A 16153-nucleotide genomic window follows, 5' to 3' on the forward strand; every position below is an offset into this window, starting at 1 on the left:
GGGCGCCGGGTCACGGCGTGAGCGATACGACTGTGACGCACGGAACACAATGGCTTCCCGGCAGATGTAAGCCAATAGTCCGGCGTCGTTAACCGGCCGTTCACTTTGGACAGCAATTCTCTTCACCTGGGGCACTTACCTTCGGTAAAGGTACAAACCGTACGCATCCCTGCCCGGCCTTCTCCGGCCCGGCACGCAAAGCCCTGGAAGGGGTACATCTAAGTGAAGGCACTCCGCTTCGGCCGCAACGCGGCTATCGCTGTTATCGCCGCCGGCGCACTCGCGCTGACCGCTTGCGGTTCGGACAACGCAACCAACACGGCACAGTCCGCCGCGCCGACCGCCTCGGGCCCCGCAGTCACCGGCACCCTGACCGGCATCGGTTCTTCCGCCCAGGGCGCTGCCATGGATGTCTGGAAGACCAACTTCGCTTCCGCTAACCCGGGTGCAAACGTGCAGTACTCCCCGGACGGCTCCGGCGCCGGGCGCAAGGCCATCCTCGACGGCTCGGCCCAGTTCGCCGGTTCCGACGCCTACCTCAAGGACGAAGAGCTCGCCAGCTCCAAGGACAAGTGTGGCCCCGACGGTGCCATCGACATCCCGGTCTACATTTCCCCGATCGCCGTGGCGTTCAACCTGCCCGGCATTACGGACCTGAAGCTGGACGCGGCTACCGTTGCCAAGATCTTCCGCGGCCAGGTCGCCAAGTGGAACGACCCGGCGATCGCCGCCCTGAACCCGGGCGTCCAGCTGCCGGACCTCAAGGTGACCCCGGTCAACCGCTCGGATGACTCCGGCACCACCACCAACTTCACCGACTACCTGGCCGCCGTTGCCCCCGAGGTCTGGACTGACAAGGCTGCCGGCGTCTGGCCCGCCAGCCTGCAGGGCGAGAACGCCAAGGGCACCTCCGGCGTCGTCAAGACCGTCACCGACACCCCGGGCGCCGTGACCTACGCCGATGACTCCGCCGTCAGCGGCAAGCTCGGTACCGCGCAGATCAAGGTCGGCGACGCCTTCACGAAGATCTCCGCCGACGCCGCTGCCAAGGCCGTCGACGCCAGCAAGCCGGTCGAGGGACGCAGCGCCAACGACCTCGCCATCAAGATCGACCGCACCACCACGGCCGCCGGCGCCTACCCGATCGTCCTGGTGTCCTACCACATCGTCTGCACCAGCTATGACACCAAGGCCACCGCTGACCTGGTCAAGGCGTTCGTGAGCTACGCGGCTTCCGACGCCGGCCAGAAGGCCGCCGCCGAGTCCGCCAAGTCTGCACCGCTGCCGGCAGCCCTGCAGGACAAGGTCAAGACCGCGCTCGAGTCCGTCAAGGGCAAGGCCTAGGGATTACGTTGCGCTGCAAGGCATAGTGGAAACACCAGCCTGACGAAGGTTCCCTGTTCCGGAACGACCGCCACCGGCGGCCGCCACGGGGCAGGGAACCGACGCGTTTGTTCCAAACATCAAGATTTACCGGGGGCCGGCGGCGCAGGCCGCCGCCGGCCCCGCGGATCTATACCCCAACTGAAGGACCGTGAAGTGACCACCACCTCCCTGACCTCGTCCCGGAGCGCAGACCGCGCCGGCGACAAAGTCTTCTCCGCAGCCACTGTGGCCGCCGGGTGCCTGATCCTTGCCGTGCTCTTCGGTGTGGCAGTGTTCCTGATCGTCCAGTCCCTCCCGGCCCTCACGGCGGCACCGGACAAGATCCAGGGCGGAGAGGGCTTCCTCTCCTACATCTGGCCGATCGTGATCGGTACCCTCATCGCCGCGGCGATCGCCATCGTCATCGCCACCCCGGTGGCCATCGGCGTCGCCCTGTTCATCTCGCACTACGCCCCGCGGAAGCTCGCCTCCGGATTGGGCTACGTCGTGGACCTGCTGGCCGCCATCCCCTCCGTTGTCTACGGCGCCTGGGGTGCGGCCGTCCTTGCCCGGGAAATCTCCCCGGCCTATGCCTGGCTGGCCGGCAACCTGGGCTGGCTGCCGATCTTCCAGGGACCGGCCTCGGCCACCGGCAAGACCATCCTCACCGCAGGGATCGTGCTCTCGGTCATGATCCTGCCGATCGTCACGTCCCTGAGCCGCGAAATCTTCCTGCAGACCCCCAAGCTGCACGAGGAAGCCGCGCTGGCCCTTGGCGCCACCCGCTGGGAAATGATCCGTACAGCGGTGCTGCCGTTCGGCCGTCCGGGCGTCATCAGCGCCGTGATGCTGGGCCTGGGCCGCGCACTCGGTGAGACCATGGCCGTCGCGCTGGTGCTGTCCTCCGGCGCCCTCACGGCGAGCCTCATCCAGTCCGGCAACCAGACCATCGCCGCCGAAATCGCGCTGAACTTCCCCGAGGCCAGCGGCCTGAAGGTCAGCACGCTCATCGCCGCCGGCCTGGTCCTGTTCGTCATCACCCTGGGCGTGAACATGATCGCCCGCTGGGTCATCACCCGGCACAAAGAATTCTCGGGAGCCAACTAAATGACCTCCACCCTGACGCCGGTCCGGAAGCGATCGGCCCTCACCAAAGGCCAGTTGCCCAAGGCCGCGCCTTACATCGTCCTGGCTGTTGCCCTCGTCCTCGGTGCTGCTGTCATGGCGCTGATCGGCTTCAACCCGCTGGGCTGGGGCATAGTGTCCGCCATTTTCTTCAGCGCCGGCCTGACAATGTGGAGCGCCGCCGTCGAAGGGTCCCGGCGTGCGAAGGACAAGCTCGTCACCTGCCTCGTGGTCGGGGCGTTCCTGATCGCCCTGCTGCCCCTCGTCTCGGTGATCTGGACCGTCCTGGTGAAGGGTCTTCCGGGCCTGATGGATCCCGGCTTCCTCTCCACCTCGATGAACGGCGTCACCGGGGCCTTTGACAACAAGGCCGTCGAGCAGGGCGCTCCCGTGGTTGGAGGCATCTACCACGCCCTGATCGGCACGGTCCTGATGACCATCCTTGCCACGCTGATTTCGGTACCAGTCGGCCTGCTGACCGCCATCTACCTGGTTGAGTACGGCGCGGACCGTCCCCTGGCGCGTGCCATCACGTTCTTCGTGGACGTCATGACCGGCATTCCCTCGATCGTTGCCGGCCTGTTCGCCGCCGCGTTCTTCTTCGCGGTCATCGGGCCCGGCACCAAGACCGCCGGCGTCGCCGCCGTCGCCCTGTCCGTGCTGATGATCCCGGTGGTGGTCCGCTCCAGCGAGGAAATGCTGAAGATCGTCCCCAACGAACTCCGCGAGGCCGCCTACGCCCTCGGCGTCCGCAAGTGGCGCACCATCGTCAAGGTGGTCATCCCGACGGCGATCTCCGGCATCGCGTCCGGCATCACCCTGGCGATTGCCCGCGTGATCGGTGAGACGGCGCCGATCCTGGTCACCGCCGGGTTCGCGACCTCGATCAACTACAACGTGTTCAGCGGCTGGATGGCTTCGCTGCCCACGTTCATCTACACCCAGATCCTCAACCCGACGTCGCCGTCCAACCCGGACCCGTCGAACCAGCGCGCGTGGGGTGCCGCGCTGGTCCTGATCATCCTGGTGATGCTGCTGAACCTCGTGGCCCGCCTGATCGCCCGCATCTTCGCCCCCAAGACCGGCCGCTAGGCCCCCGCCGCGCCTGCCGCCCATACCTCCAGCAAGTGAAGGAACACCATGTCTAAGCGCATCGACGTCAAAGACCTGAACGTCTACTACAGCAAATTCCTGGCCGTCGAAGACGTCAACATCAACATCGACGCCAAGTCGGTCACCGCCTTCATCGGCCCCTCGGGCTGCGGCAAGTCCACGTTCCTGCGCACCCTGAACCGCATGCACGAGGTCATTCCCGGCGCCCGGGTCGAAGGTGAAGTGCTGCTGGACGGCGACAACCTGTACGGTCCCGGCGTCGACCCGGTGACGGTCCGCTCGCAGATCGGCATGGTCTTCCAGCGCCCCAACCCGTTCCCCACCATGTCCATCCGGGACAACGTCCTGGCCGGCGTGAAGCTGAACAACAAGAAAATCTCCAAGGGCGAGGCGGACGTCCTGGTGGAGCGCTCCCTGCAGGGCGCCAACCTGTGGAACGAGGTCAAGGACCGTCTGGGCAAGCCGGGATCGGGCCTGTCCGGCGGCCAGCAGCAGCGTCTTTGCATTGCGCGCGCGATCGCCGTGGAACCGCAGGTGATCCTCATGGATGAGCCCTGCTCAGCGCTCGACCCGATCTCGACGCTGGCCATTGAGGACCTCATTAATGAGCTCAAGGACCAGTACACGGTGGTGATCGTGACCCACAACATGCAGCAGGCAGCCCGCGTGTCCGACAAGACGGCGTTCTTCAACATCGCCGGAACGGGCAAGCCGGGAAAGCTGATCGAGTTCGGCGACACCCCGACGATCTTCAGCAACCCGACCCAGAAGGCCACTGAGGACTACGTGTCCGGCCGCTTCGGATAAATCCGGCTTTAGAACCCGGCAGCCGGCGAGAGCGCCAACTGCAGGACGAACGCCGCGGCGGCGGTGGCAAGGGGCGTCAGGACCCAGAACGCCAGAATGCGGATCACCCACCGGCGGTTGGTGCCCGGGAAACTCTGGTTGGCGCCGGCGCCAAGGGCTGCGGACGTCACCATGTGGGTCGTGGAAACAGGCCAGTGCAGTCCGACGGCGCCCACGAGCAGCATCACGGCGCTGTAGATCTGGGCGACGAAACCGCGCAGGGGGTCGATCCGGACCAGCCGGTAGCCGATGGTGTACGAAATCCGCCAGCCGCCCGCCAGGGTTCCCGCGGACAGCATCATGGCCGTCAGCAGCGCCACCCACGCCGGCACCGAGCCGCCGTCGGAGAACCCGGCAGCCAGCAGCGCAAGGATCACCACGGCGCTGGTGCGCTGGCCGTCCTGCAGCCCGTGCCCGAAGGCGACCGCCGCAGCGGCGATGGCCTGGGCCCGCCGCGACCGGCTGTTGACGACGTTGGGCGGCGTGTAGCGTTCGGCCCACGTGGCGGGCCAGACGAGCAGGTATGCCCCGATATAGGCGATCACCGGGGAGGCCAGCAGCGGGAGCACCACCTGGGACACCAGGGAGGCATTAACGCCGGTGACCGGGTAACCGCCGACGGCGACGCTCGCGACACCCGCCCCGGCGAGCCCGCCGACCAGGGCATGCGTGGAGGACGCCGGGATCCCGCGCCACCACATGTAGAGGCCCCAGAGAATGGCGCTCAGCAGCCCTGCCAGAAGGATGGTGAGGCCGTTGGTGCCGGCCGGCAGCGACAGCCAGGTCTGGCTGATGGCCAGCACGAGGGTGGCGCTCAACCAGGCGCCGATGAAGTTGAACAGGCTGGCCAGCAGCACCGCCACGGTGGGGGTCAGGGCGCGCGTCCGTACCGCGAGGGCCACCGAAGCCGACGCATCCCGGAAGCCGTTGAGGAACGCGAATGCCCCGGCGCACACCAGCACCAGGGCAAGGAAGAAGTTTGTCACCTCAGGATTCCTTGACGATGATGCTGCCCACCTGGGTCGCGATCCGGCGCATGTCCTTCGTGACCTCCACGAGCTGGTTCGCGATGTCGCGGTTGCGCGCGTACTGCGCCGACTTCATCTCGTGGAGCATGTCGGCGACCCAGATCCGGTGGGTGCGTTCGGCACGTTTGGCCAGGCGCAGGATTTCGATCCAGTAGTCTTCGAGTTCGTCCAGGTTGTCCAACTGCCGCATGGCATCGACAGTGAGCTCGGCCTGCCGGCTGATGATTTCCAGCTGGTCCGCGGCGCGCCTGGGCAGCCGGTCGAGCTTGTAGAGGGACACGAGTTCGGCTGCCGCATCCAGTTTCTCGATGGCCTCATTGAGGTACCGGGACAGGGCGTACATGTCCTCGCGGGGGATCGGGTTCACGAAGCTGGTCCGCATGTGGGTCAGGAGGGCGAAGTGCAGCTCCGCTGATTTGGCCTCGTGGTTGTGCATGTCCTCCACGAGCCGGACATGCTCACTGGCTGGGGCGCCCAGAATTTCGGAAAGCGTTCCGGTTGCCAGCACGATCTGGCGGGCCATTTGGGAGAGCAGGTTCAGCCCGGCGGCCTCCTGCGGAAACAGCCGCAGCTTCACGTTGCGTCACCGGTCTTCCGGGGAGAGTTTCGCGGGTCGGGGCGGCAGGCCGTGTGACTTGACGGAGACCAGCGCATACGCATTACTCTACCGTCCGCGCAGGGCGGCTACCGGCCGGACGCGGCATATGACGGCGCAGGCTCCGGTGCACGCGAATTGGGCACAAAAATGGTGCCGAACCGGATACGCCTCTCGGCGGTAGGCCGCTCTAGGCGGCTAAATGTTGAAGCCCGGGGGTTTCGCGGTTCGGCACCGCTTTTAGTTTTCTACGTAGGTTCATTCAAGTCAACATTGACAGCCGGCCGCCGCCATGCGTGCCCCCGGGGTGCCAGGGCCGGTTCGTCCGGGGCGGGTTGTCCAGTCCCGTGCGGCAAGTCCGGTCCGGCTACTCCGCTCAACTAGTCCAGTTCGCCGAGTCGCCACGCGTTGGCAGCGTGCTCGAGGTCCTCCGCCGTCTTGACCAAGAGGTGGGAGTTGCGGGTGAGCTTGCTGGCGTGGTTAGCGTTGCTGTGTTCGGCGCCGTCGGCAAGAGTTGCCTGGCCCAGGGCCACCACACGGCAGAATGCGGCGGAACGTTCCAGCGCGACGTCGAAGTCGCCGTCGAACGCCCCCGAAAGGATGGCGTCCGCCATGGATTTCATCTCGTCCGCACCAGGCGGTTCGGCGGCCCCGGCCACAACATGCGAAACCTGGGCCGTGTCCTTTCCCGCTTTGAAGTAGACGGAGATCCGCTCAGGATCCTGGATGGTGGCCGCGCGTAAGGCGTACAGGCGCCACAGGGCGCCGGGAAGGGACCGGGCGGGGCTTTCGGCCCACATCTCGGCGATCGCCTCCAGTCCTTGCTCGTCGGCAAGCTTCACCAGCCGCCTGGTGACCTTTGGATCGTCACTGTCGCGGCCGCGGCGCACCAGTGCCTGGGCTGCCAAGTGGGCGGCTTCCGAGACGCGGGCGGGATCGGCTCCGCCGGCGAACGGCTCAAAATCGATCGGCGCGAAGGGTTTCGGCTTGTGGTGCCGCGGGGCGGGGGCGCTGGATCCTGCTTGCTCGCTCATGCCACCACGCTACTCCAGTGCTGCCGGGGAATCGAGGATCGGTCGGCGCTGCCGCCAGTAAGTGCGGCTGCTGCCCGACGCCGGTCCGGGCAACGTGAAAAAGCGGCCCGGGTCTTGGGGTACAGTATTAATCGTCCAGAAATGGATTGGGCTGAAATGCGCCACAGCCACGGGTTCTCCGGTGGCTTCGGCAGCTTTTTGGTTGGGGCCTTTAGCTCAGTTGGTAGAGCATCGGACTTTTAATCCGTGGGTCGTGGGTTCGATCCCCACAGGGCCCACTCTTTCCCGTGAAGAGTGGAAACCCCGGCTTCCTGGCAACAGGAGGCCGGGGATTTTTTGTGTCCCGCGGATGTTGGCGCAGTGCTGGTCAACTGCTTCCGGACAGCAGCAGCGGGTGTCCGGAATTGTACGGCAGGCTAGTAACCAGTTCCGCTAGGATTGCCGGATGGACTCCCACTCCGCCCCGTCCTCCGGATACTGGTACGGTCCCGACGACAGGCTTGACCCGCCCGCGGCAATCCTGCATGCCCTTCGCGACTACAGGGCCGCGGAGGTGGCGATCCGGCGGTCCACCCGGGATTCGATGGGGATGGGTGAGACCGATCTGTTGGCGCTGCGCTACCTGCTCCGCGCGGCGTCAACCGGCGAACGCGTGGGCCCCAAGGATCTCAGTCGCATCCTGGGGATCACCACGGCGTCCACCACCTCCCTGATCGACCGGCTGGTTGCCAGCGGCCATGTTCGGCGCGAACCCCATCCGACGGACCGGCGCTCGCTGGTGATTGTGCCGACGGTGGCGACGGACTCCGAGGTCCGCGCCACCCTGGGCCGCATGCATCGCCGGATGATGGAAGTGGCCGAGTCCCTGAGCGCCGAAGACGCCCGCGTGGTCATTACGTTCCTGCGCCGGATGGGCGCGGCCATCAGCGAGGACCCGCACGAGCCCTAGTATCCGGGTCTCGGGAAACGAGGCCGGAAATCAGAGATAACTAGCTCGATTAACTAGCTAGTCCGACTAGTTATATGTATGCTTACTACTTGGTTCCACCATCAAACGAGAGTAGGCGTCGTGACTGAATCCGCAACCCTAAACGGGGGCCCCGGCGTCGGCTCCTTGGCGGTAGGCCGCGCCACGCTGGCAGACGGCGATGCAACTCTTCCGGCCATGTCAGCGCCGGCCATGACGGCGCCGGGATTGACAGTGCCGGACAGCCACGCGCCGCGGCACTGCGGTGCACCGATGGAATGGCGTGCCCCGGAGACGAACGTCATGGCCTCCTATTCGTTCGAGCCCGCAGGCCATTCCGCTGTCCTCCCGGCATTGTGGCGCTGCCGCTGCGGTTTCCAATTGGACGACGTCGACCACGAAACCACGGGCCTTGTCGCGGCCTACTGGCAAAGCCGGTGACTGCCCAGGCGCCAGCCCGGCCGGTGTTCTCGGGCAGCGTGCTTCAGGCGCGCCGGCCCACGGGCGAGTGGGGATCCTTCCGGATCCAGGAACGCCTGGGTAGGGGCGCCACCGCCACCGTCTTTCGCGGAACGGACCTGGAGAACGAGCGGCCGGTGGCCGTCAAAGTGGCCGAAGGTCCCGACGGCAGGCACTCCCAGAGAATCCACGACGAAGTCCGCGTGCTGTCATTGCTGGCCGATCCAGCGGTGGTCGCACTTGTCGGCGAGGGCCGCGTCCCGGAAGGCGGTCCCTGGGCGGGCAGGTCCTTCCTGGTCGAGGAGTTTGCCTATGGCGGGGACCTGGCCGAACGGATCCGCACAGGCCCAGGCGACCCGCGGGAGGTGGCCGGCTGGGCCGCAGCGGCCCTGGCCGGGCTCGGCCACGTCCACGGCCGCGGACTCGTCCACCAGGACATCAAGCCGGCAAACATACTCCTTAGTTCCCTGCGCAGGTCTCCCGTGCGGATTGCGGACTTCGGCATCGCGGTTCCAACCGGGACCGCCCTTGAGCCGGGAACGTCGTCGGGAACGGTGCATTACATGAGTCCGCAGCAGGCCAGCGGAGAACCTGCCGATCCGGCGACGGACATCTACGCTCTGGGCCTGGTTCTTTTGGAGTGCCTGACCGCGGTCAAAGCGTTTCCCGGTACGCACGTGGAGTCGCTGGTGGCGCGGACCCTAAGAGGGCCGGAAATCCCCCGCGGGCTGGGCGCCCGGTGGGTATCGCTGCTGTCAGCCATGACGGCGATGGCGGCCGCCGACCGGCCGACGGCCGCGGAGGCCGCCGCCGAAGCCGCCGCGATGCTACGCAGGCCTTCGCCATCCCTGTGGGGCATGGCGGCCGGCCTTCGAGCCGGAGGCTGGAAGGCGTCACCTCCGGCTCTTCGCCACCAGCCGCTCAACCCCGTGGTGTAAATCCCTTCAGTGCCGGCACCAAGGCGGTAGGCGAGGCTACCTGCAGCCGGCCCGCAGGGCTGCCTGGTAGTCCGGAGTCCGGGTCCAGCGGGAATGACACGACGTCGCCGGAGCGTTCATGGGCCACATGCAGCCATCCGTTGCGGACCAGATGATGCCGGGGCCAGTCGCCGCCGCTGGACACGTCGGCTACAGGCCGCAACGCCGCACTGCCGGGCTCCACCTCCAGCACGCTGACCCGGTTCGAGCCGCGAACGCCCACGTAGGCATGCCGGCCGTCGGCCGCCAGGGCGATTTCGGCCGCTGAATCTCCCGGGAGCGCCCCGCCGGCCGTGGCCGGTCCGGTAAAGCTGAGGCTGAAGTCCCCTGAGCCGGGCGACTTCCCGGCCACGGCCACCTCAATTGAATACTCGGTCACCACAAAGACGGTCCCATCCGGGTGCTGGACCAAGTGCCGGGGGCCGCTGCCCTGCGGCAGGACCACCTCGTGATCCGGGACCAGCCGGGGCGCCGGGCTCCGGCGGACGTTCCAGATCCGCAGGAGGTCGTGACCGAGATCGGTGGTCATCACCCGTCCGTCGGCAAGTATGAGAGCGGCATGTGCGCGGCTGGGCCGCACTTCCGCGCCGGCAACGTCACCGTAAGGGTCGCGGGACGGGACCGTGGGCGAGCGGTCCAGGATCCCGCCTTCGGCGTCGAGCTCGTAGAACAGCACCTGGCCGTCGCCCCAGCAACAGACCACCAGAAACCGGCCTGAAGGCTCGACGGCGACATGGCAGGCCGCGTCGCCGGCCGGCCAGGCAGGCCCGGCAGGCTCCAGGCCAAACGCGCCGGCGCGGCGGTAGGCGCGGACCGTCCGTGCGTGCTCGGCCACGGGGTAGACGATGGGGAGTGCCGGATGGATGGCAAGGAAAGAAGGCGAGTCGGCCGCCACCGCCTCGCCCAGCCAGCGCAGCGTACCGTCCGTCGCCGGGGCGACGGCACCGATCCCCGTGCCGCTGCCCCCGGCGTCTGCCGTGTAGGAGCCGGTCCAGAGGAGGTCGCGTGGGGACAATGATTCCATGGAGCCATCCTGCCAGCCCTGTCCGCAAAGGTGTGGTTATGCGCCGTCGCAAACCGCCGCTGCAACTTGGCGAGGACTCTTCGCCGCCTGCGGGTCGGCCATGGGTAGCATAAAGAGCCGCAAGCAACTCCAGCAGAAGGAGGTGGGTCCCGTTCACGCTATGCCAAGAAGGGCGCCCTTCCTGCGCCGCCGGCCTGCGGCCAGCTGGCGGTGAGGGTGTCTGAGACCAGACCGAAAGGCGCCCCTGTGCCAGCAGCTGCCCAGCAATCCGCGCACCAGACCCTTACTGCGAGGCTTCGCGCAGCCGGCTGCGTATTCGCCGAAGACGAAGCCCGCCTCCTGATCGATGCCGCCCAGACCCCCGAGGCGCTGGAAGCGATGGCCCGCAGCAGAATTTCCGGCCTGCCGCTTGAACACATACTGGGTTGGGCCGAGTTCTGCGGGCTCCGCATTGCCGTCACGTCCGGGGTCTTCGTGCCGCGCCGCCGAACGGAATTCCTCGTCCGGCAGGCGGCTGCGGTTCTGGACGCCTGGCGCATGGCGATCCTCCACCAGGACAACGGCCACACGGGCAGTCCCCGCCCTCACGGCCAGGGCGGGGATCCTGCGGCTGATACCACCCCGGTTGTGGTCGATCTCTGCTGCGGATCCGGTGCCGTCGGGGCCGCGCTGGCTGCCCTTTCCGGTCCGGTCGAACTTCATGCCGCCGACATCGACCCGCTGGCCGCGGCGTGTGCACGGCGCAATGTCGAGCCGCTGGGCGGTGCTGTCCACGAAGGCGATCTTTACACTCCACTCCCGGGAAGGCTCCGCGGCCGTGTCCGGGTGCTGGCTGTGAACGCTCCCTATGTGCCCTCGGCCGATATCGGCACAATGCCGCCGGAGGCGCGCCTGCATGAACCGCGCGCCTGCCTTGACGGTGGTGCCGACGGACTCGAGGTCCAGCGCAGGGTGGCCGCCGGGGCGCTGCAGTGGCTGGCGCCGGGCGGTGAGTTGCTGATTGAAACCAGCCGCCGCCAGGCCTCGCGGACGGCAGGGATTCTCCGCTCTCACGGCCTGGCGGTGAGGATTCTGAAATCGGAGGAGCTGGGGGCCACTGTCGTGGCCGGGACGAGGGCGTTTTCCGGCTGAGAACATCTGGAGCCAGCAGGTACGGAATGCGGGCTGCCGGGACTGGCCGGGGCATGCCGTCAACTATTCGAGTCGGAAGTAGTTGTTGCGTCGGGGTGTTTGGGCGGGGTCGATGTGGGGTGGCGGGATGAACCAGGGGATGCCGGCGCGGACGCGGATGGTCCAGTGTTCTTTGTGGATCAGGTGGTGGTGGTGGGAGCAGAGCAGGGTGCCGTTTTCGGTGCCGGTGCTGCCGCCGCGGGACCAGTAGTCAATGTGGTGGGCCTCGCACCAGGAGGCGGGGATGGTGCAGCCGGGGAATGCGCAGCCCTGGTCCCGGGCGATCAGGGCCTTGCGGATGTGGGGCGGGAAGATCCGGGAGGCGCGGCCGATGTCCAGGACCCGTCCTGCGGTGCCGAGCAGGACCGGGATGATCTCGGCGTCGCAGGCGATCTTCCGGATGGTCGAGGCGGTGACCGGGCCGGTGAACAGCAGCGAACCGGTCCCCGGCAGAGCCCCATCTGGGCTGTCTGTGCCGCCCCGGCCGTCCGTGCCGGTGGTGCCGGGGGCGCCGGTGCCCGGGCCCTTGCCCGCGCCGGTGGTGGTGAGGCCGGTGGGGGTGAGCTGGTCCAGGAGGTCGCGGTAGTTGATGGTGGCCATGATCTGCGGGCGGAGCCCTCCGGCCGCGGGCAGGGTTCCGGCGGCCAGGCCGGCCTTGCAGGCCCCGACCAGGCCGTCCAGGAGCCGCTGCGGGCGGGTGCGGGGATCCAGCCTGGCCGCGACCGGGTCCGGCCCGTCCCCGCCGCAGTCTGAAGTGCCGTCCGTGCCCGGTCCGCTGCCTGATGCCCCGGCGGCACCGTCCGTGCCCGGACCGCTGTCCGGGGTGCCGGCGGTTTCGGTGTCGCCGGGGCCGGGGAGGCGGGGGTTGGTGGCGAGGTTCATGACGGTGGCGAGGTGTTCGTACTGGTCCGCGGTGGCGAAGATTTCCACGTGGTGGAGCCCGTGCCGGGGCTGGCGGATGAAGGCGCCCTGGCGCCGGCGCAGCAGTTCCTCGGACGGTTCGGGCCCGTCCTGGTCCAGGGCATCGAGCCAGCGCCGCGCGACCCGGGCCAGGAAATCGGCGTCGTTTTCCACCGCGGTGCGGGTCAGGGCGTGTTCCATCCGGTCCACCGCGGCCGGCGGCGCCACATGCCCGGCCCGTTCCAGGGACAGCGAGATGATCGTCGCGGTGCGCGACGCGACGATCCCGGCGGCGACCGCGGCGGCGAGTTCGGGCCGGGCCGGCGGCAGGGCCTGGCCCGTCATTCCGGCCCGGGGCAGGACCCCGGCCGCGAGCGTGAGCCGGCGCCTGGCCTCCGGGGCGCTGATCCGCAGCCGGCCGCGGAGGAACTCCGCCGTGTTCCGGTACCCGTCATCGGCCACCGCACACACGGCGGCCGCAGACACGCCAGCGCCGGCGCCGGCGGCCGGTGCGGGCGCCGTGCGATCCCACGCCCCGGCCCCGGCGGCGCCGTTACCGCTGGCGCCGCCGTCGTCGGTCCCGCCGCGGGTGCTGCCGGGTTCCTCGGTCCAGCCGGTCAGCCAGCCCGCAGGCCACCCGTCCCCGGTCGGTGTTCCGGCCCCGGTCGCTGTTCCGGTGCCGGTGTCGGGTTCGGTTCCCCAGCCGTTCGGGGTCTTGTGGGCCGCGGCCGCCTCGCGGCGGGTCCGGTCCACCGCGGCCGCGGCGATGATTTGCAGATGCTCGGCCGTGCACGCCAGGCCCTCGACCAGCTCGGCGAAATCGGCCGCCGCAAAAAAATCAAACAGCGCCGCATCCGCATGTGCGTCCCCGGCGGCCGTGCGCAGCAACGCCACAGCCCGGCCCACCACAGCCGCGACCCCCGACCCGGAAGCCGCCCCGGAAACCATCACGGACCCCGGTCCAGCGGCCCGATCCGGGAAGAAATCTCCGACGGCTTCCATAACCCCACCCTGCCAAAGGGGTCCGACAAAATGATCGCCGGCCGCTCCGGGACGCATGGTCGGCCTCGCGGACGCAGACACGGTAGCAGCCGCGGAGCCCATCACGGCCCCCGGCCCGGCGGCCCGGCCCGGGAGAAACTCTCCAGTGGCTTCCATGACTCCACCTTGCCAAAGGGGTACGACAAAATGGTCACCGGCCGGATCGGGACGCAAGACAGGCCTCCCGGAAGCCGCGACGGAAGCAGCCACAGACCCCGCCCCGGAGCCCATCACGGCCCCCGGCCCGGCGGCCCGGCCCGGGAGGAACTCTCCAGTGGCTTCCATGACTCCACCTTGCCAAAGGGGTACGACAAAGACGGTGGAGCGCGGGAAACTGCGGGTAGGGACGCCCTGTCAGCCGAACCCTGTCAGCCGAACCAGCAGGAGTGGCTAAGTGAGCTTGTCCGCGTTGACGCTGGTGGCGGGTCCGGCCGGGGTGGCGCCGCCCTCGTCAGACCAGTCCTGTCCTTCCCGGTCGGTGAGGGCGGGGTCTGAATGGACGTCGGGGGCTACGGGCACGGTTGTCGCCGCTGCGGATGCGTCGGGCGTGTTTGCGTGGCGCGGATCGCGGTGGACGGCGGAGCCGAGGACGGTTCCGGCGCGGCGGGCGGCTTCGCTGAGCTGTCCTGAAACCTCGGGTGCCTTGTCCTTGACGGCTCCGGCCGCCGCCGCTACTTTGTCCTGGACCGGCTTGCTGTTCCAAAATTCCGCGGTCCGGGCCTTGAGCTTCTCGTAGGCGGCACGGCCGGACCGGGAGCCCAAAACGTAGCCTGCGGCAATGCCGGCGCCGAAAATAAGCTTGTTCTTCATTCTGTGCTCCTGTTCCTTGATGATCTATGTGAAAACGTGGATGTTCCAGAAAACGGCCGCAAGGCCAAGGGGTACGGGCCTCCAAACGACCGGCGCATGATGCGAAAAAACCGGCCCCGGGAAATCCCGGGACCGGTTTTCCGGTCAGGCTCCGCTTTAGCGGACTGAACGCTTGGCGATCATGCCGTAAACGAGCAGGACGATGATCGCACCGCCGATGGCCAGAAGCCAGGTCGACAGCGAGAAGAACTCGTTGATGCCAACACCGAAGAGCGCACTGCCAATGAATCCGCCCAGAAGGGCGCCGACGACGCCCAGCACCAGGGTGATCAAGATGCCACCGCCCTGACGTCCCGGGAGGATTGCCTTAGCAATGGCTCCAGCGATAAGGCCCAGAATCAGAAATGCGAAAAAACCCATTATCGTTTCCTTCTTCATTGAGGAGGCACCCGGATCATCGGGTACGCTTCATCCTTCTGGCTCAATACTAATCATGCTTAGTATCAAAGAGCCACCCGGCTCTCTGCGTGTTTCGCCGGCGGGGGTGAAACACGGGGATGTGGCCGGGAAATTTCGCGCACAGTTCATACGGCGGACATCGAAGCGTCGCTAGGGCGCGCGACGTCGGCCGCGGCTTACCAGGCATAGTCTTCGGGGGCTGTACGGTGGCCCGGAAAGATCTCGTCAAGCCGCTTGAGTGCCTCGGCGTCGAGCTTCAGTTTGTGGGCCGCGATGGCGGACTGGAGCTGCTCCAGTGTGCGGGGGCCGATGATCGGAGCGGTGACCGCGGGCTGATGGAGCAGCCACGCCAGCGCCACGTTGGCAGGTTCCTGGCCCAACTCCTCGGCAAAGTCCTCATACCGCCGGATCTGTTTCTGGTGCGCCTTCAGCGCTTCGAGGGCGCGCCCGGCGGTGCGGCGGACGCCGTCGCGCTCTTTCTTCAGCACCCCGGCGAGCAGTCCGCCGTGCAGGGGTGACCACGGAAGGAGTCCCAGTCCGTATTGCTGGGCGGCGGGGACAACTTCAAGTTCCACGTCCCGGGTCAGCAGGTTGTAGATGGACTGCTCGCTGACCAGGCCGTTGTAGTTGCGGCGGGCAGCCATCTCCTGGGCCCGCGCAATGTGCCAGCCCGCGAAGTTGCTGCTGCCGGTGTACAGGATCTTTCCTTGCTGGACGGCCACCTCGATGGCCTGCCAGATCTCCTCCCACGGGGTGTTCCGGTCCACGTGGTGGAACTGGTAGAGATCGATGTAATCCGTCTGCAGCCGCTTNAGGCTCGCATCCAGCGCCCGGCGGATGTGCAGCGCCGAGAGTTTGGACTCATTGGGCCGGTCCGTCATGGTGCCGAACAGCTTGGTGGCCAGCACCGTGCGCTCACGGCGCTCGCCGCCTTGGGCAAACCAGCGCCCGAGTATTTCCTCGGTCCAGCCGCGGTGGCTCGAGCCGCCGTACACGTTGGCGGTATCGACGAAGTTGATGCCGGCGGCCTGCGCGGTGTCCAAAATGGCGAAGGCATCCGCCTCCTCGGTCTGCTGGCCAAAGTTCATCGTGCCCAGGCACAGCCGCGAGACCGTCAGGCCGGAGCGGCCCAAATGCGTATAGCGCACGAAGCGCTCCTCTCCGCCCTGACCTCCTCTGCCCTGACGTGTAGCGGGTTCCCCTCCGAAGCCGGTCCGGCACGCGCCGGACCGGCTAGGGA

The 16153-nt window shown here is 67.7% G+C and carries 16 protein-coding genes and 1 tRNA gene; 9 read left to right on the forward strand and 8 right to left on the reverse strand.

What is annotated here, in order from left to right:
• Window positions 1–222 precede the first annotated feature (222 nt).
• The 4 genes from pstS to pstB all read left to right on the forward strand — a co-directional run bounded on the left by pstS (window position 223) and on the right by pstB (window position 4410).
• On the forward strand, window positions 223–1344 hold the full coding sequence (gene pstS, locus CFN17_RS08155; RefSeq protein WP_208750911.1) for a phosphate ABC transporter substrate-binding protein PstS: 1122 nt from the start codon (window positions 223–225) through the stop codon (window positions 1342–1344).
• A gap of 195 nt (window positions 1345–1539) precedes the next feature.
• The gene (gene pstC / locus CFN17_RS08160) at window positions 1540–2472 is read left to right on the forward strand and encodes a phosphate ABC transporter permease subunit PstC (protein ID WP_208750912.1); all 933 of its coding nucleotides are present in this window, start codon (window positions 1540–1542) and stop codon (window positions 2470–2472) included.
• Entirely contained in the window at window positions 2473–3582 is a 1110-nt protein-coding gene (gene pstA / locus CFN17_RS08165; RefSeq protein WP_208750913.1) for a phosphate ABC transporter permease PstA, read from the forward strand.
• Window positions 3583–3630: 48 nt separating this feature from the next.
• Window positions 3631–4410, forward strand: coding sequence for a phosphate ABC transporter ATP-binding protein PstB (pstB, locus tag CFN17_RS08170; protein WP_208750914.1), 780 nt, complete (start codon window positions 3631–3633; stop codon window positions 4408–4410).
• Between the two features lie 8 nt (window positions 4411–4418).
• Here the strand turns inward: pstB and CFN17_RS08175 are convergent, their stop codons facing one another.
• From CFN17_RS08175 to CFN17_RS08185, 3 genes are all read right to left on the reverse strand, one after another.
• Window positions 4419–5435, reverse strand: coding sequence for an inorganic phosphate transporter (locus CFN17_RS08175; protein WP_208750915.1), 1017 nt, complete (start codon window positions 5433–5435; stop codon window positions 4419–4421).
• A gap of 1 nt (window position 5436) precedes the next feature.
• Complete coding sequence (locus tag CFN17_RS08180) at window positions 5437–6054, reverse strand: DUF47 domain-containing protein (protein WP_208750916.1); 618 nt, start codon at window positions 6052–6054, stop codon at window positions 5437–5439.
• Window positions 6055–6452: 398 nt separating this feature from the next.
• Complete coding sequence (locus CFN17_RS08185; protein ID WP_208750917.1) at window positions 6453–7106, reverse strand: hypothetical protein; 654 nt, start codon at window positions 7104–7106, stop codon at window positions 6453–6455.
• Window positions 7107–7311: 205 nt separating this feature from the next.
• Between CFN17_RS08185 and CFN17_RS08190 the strand changes: the two genes are divergently transcribed.
• The 4 genes from CFN17_RS08190 to CFN17_RS08200 all read left to right on the forward strand — a co-directional run bounded on the left by CFN17_RS08190 (window position 7312) and on the right by CFN17_RS08200 (window position 9470).
• A tRNA-Lys gene (locus tag CFN17_RS08190) sits at window positions 7312–7384 on the forward strand.
• Window positions 7385–7551: 167 nt separating this feature from the next.
• On the forward strand, window positions 7552–8055 hold the full coding sequence (locus CFN17_RS08195; RefSeq protein WP_208750918.1) for a MarR family winged helix-turn-helix transcriptional regulator: 504 nt from the start codon (window positions 7552–7554) through the stop codon (window positions 8053–8055).
• Between the two features lie 120 nt (window positions 8056–8175).
• Window positions 8176–8514 (forward strand): hypothetical protein, encoded by a 339-nt coding sequence (locus tag CFN17_RS19925; protein ID WP_261792415.1) that lies wholly within the window; start codon window positions 8176–8178, stop codon window positions 8512–8514.
• A complete protein-coding gene (locus CFN17_RS08200; RefSeq protein WP_261792416.1) occupies window positions 8511–9470 on the forward strand; it encodes a serine/threonine-protein kinase in 960 nt (319 codons plus the stop codon). Before CFN17_RS19925 ends, CFN17_RS08200 begins: the two co-directional genes overlap by 4 nt.
• On the opposite strand, the gene CFN17_RS08205 is transcribed toward CFN17_RS08200, so the two are convergent.
• Complete coding sequence (locus CFN17_RS08205) at window positions 9454–10533, reverse strand: beta-propeller fold lactonase family protein (RefSeq protein WP_208750920.1); 1080 nt, start codon at window positions 10531–10533, stop codon at window positions 9454–9456. The two genes, CFN17_RS08200 and CFN17_RS08205, sit on opposite strands and share 17 nt — an antisense overlap.
• A 246-nt stretch (window positions 10534–10779) precedes the next feature.
• Here CFN17_RS08205 and CFN17_RS08210 point away from each other — a divergent pair, with 246 nt between their 5' ends.
• Window positions 10780–11664 carry a methyltransferase gene (locus CFN17_RS08210; RefSeq protein ID WP_208750921.1) on the forward strand — a complete coding sequence of 295 codons (885 nt, stop codon included), beginning with the start codon at window positions 10780–10782 and terminating at the stop codon, window positions 11662–11664.
• A 63-nt stretch (window positions 11665–11727) separates the two neighbouring features.
• On the opposite strand, the gene CFN17_RS08215 is transcribed toward CFN17_RS08210, so the two are convergent.
• From CFN17_RS08215 to CFN17_RS08230, 4 genes are all read right to left on the reverse strand, one after another.
• Window positions 11728–13605 carry an HNH endonuclease signature motif containing protein gene (locus CFN17_RS08215; RefSeq protein ID WP_208750922.1) on the reverse strand — a complete coding sequence of 626 codons (1878 nt, stop codon included), beginning with the start codon at window positions 13603–13605 and terminating at the stop codon, window positions 11728–11730.
• Between the two features lie 429 nt (window positions 13606–14034).
• Window positions 14035–14454 (reverse strand): hypothetical protein, encoded by a 420-nt coding sequence (locus tag CFN17_RS08220; protein ID WP_208750923.1) that lies wholly within the window; start codon window positions 14452–14454, stop codon window positions 14035–14037.
• A 156-nt stretch (window positions 14455–14610) separates the two neighbouring features.
• The gene (locus tag CFN17_RS08225; protein ID WP_208750924.1) at window positions 14611–14874 is read right to left on the reverse strand and encodes a GlsB/YeaQ/YmgE family stress response membrane protein; all 264 of its coding nucleotides are present in this window, start codon (window positions 14872–14874) and stop codon (window positions 14611–14613) included.
• 215 nt (window positions 14875–15089) lie between these two features.
• Window positions 15090–16061: an aldo/keto reductase gene (locus CFN17_RS08230; protein WP_208750925.1), complete on the reverse strand. Its 972-nt coding sequence runs from the start codon at window positions 16059–16061 to the stop codon at window positions 15090–15092.
• Window positions 16062–16153 lie beyond the last annotated feature (92 nt).

Origin of the sequence: Arthrobacter sp. PM3, assembly GCF_003352915.1 — a bacterium.
Lineage (GTDB): Bacteria > Actinomycetota > Actinomycetes > Actinomycetales > Micrococcaceae > Arthrobacter.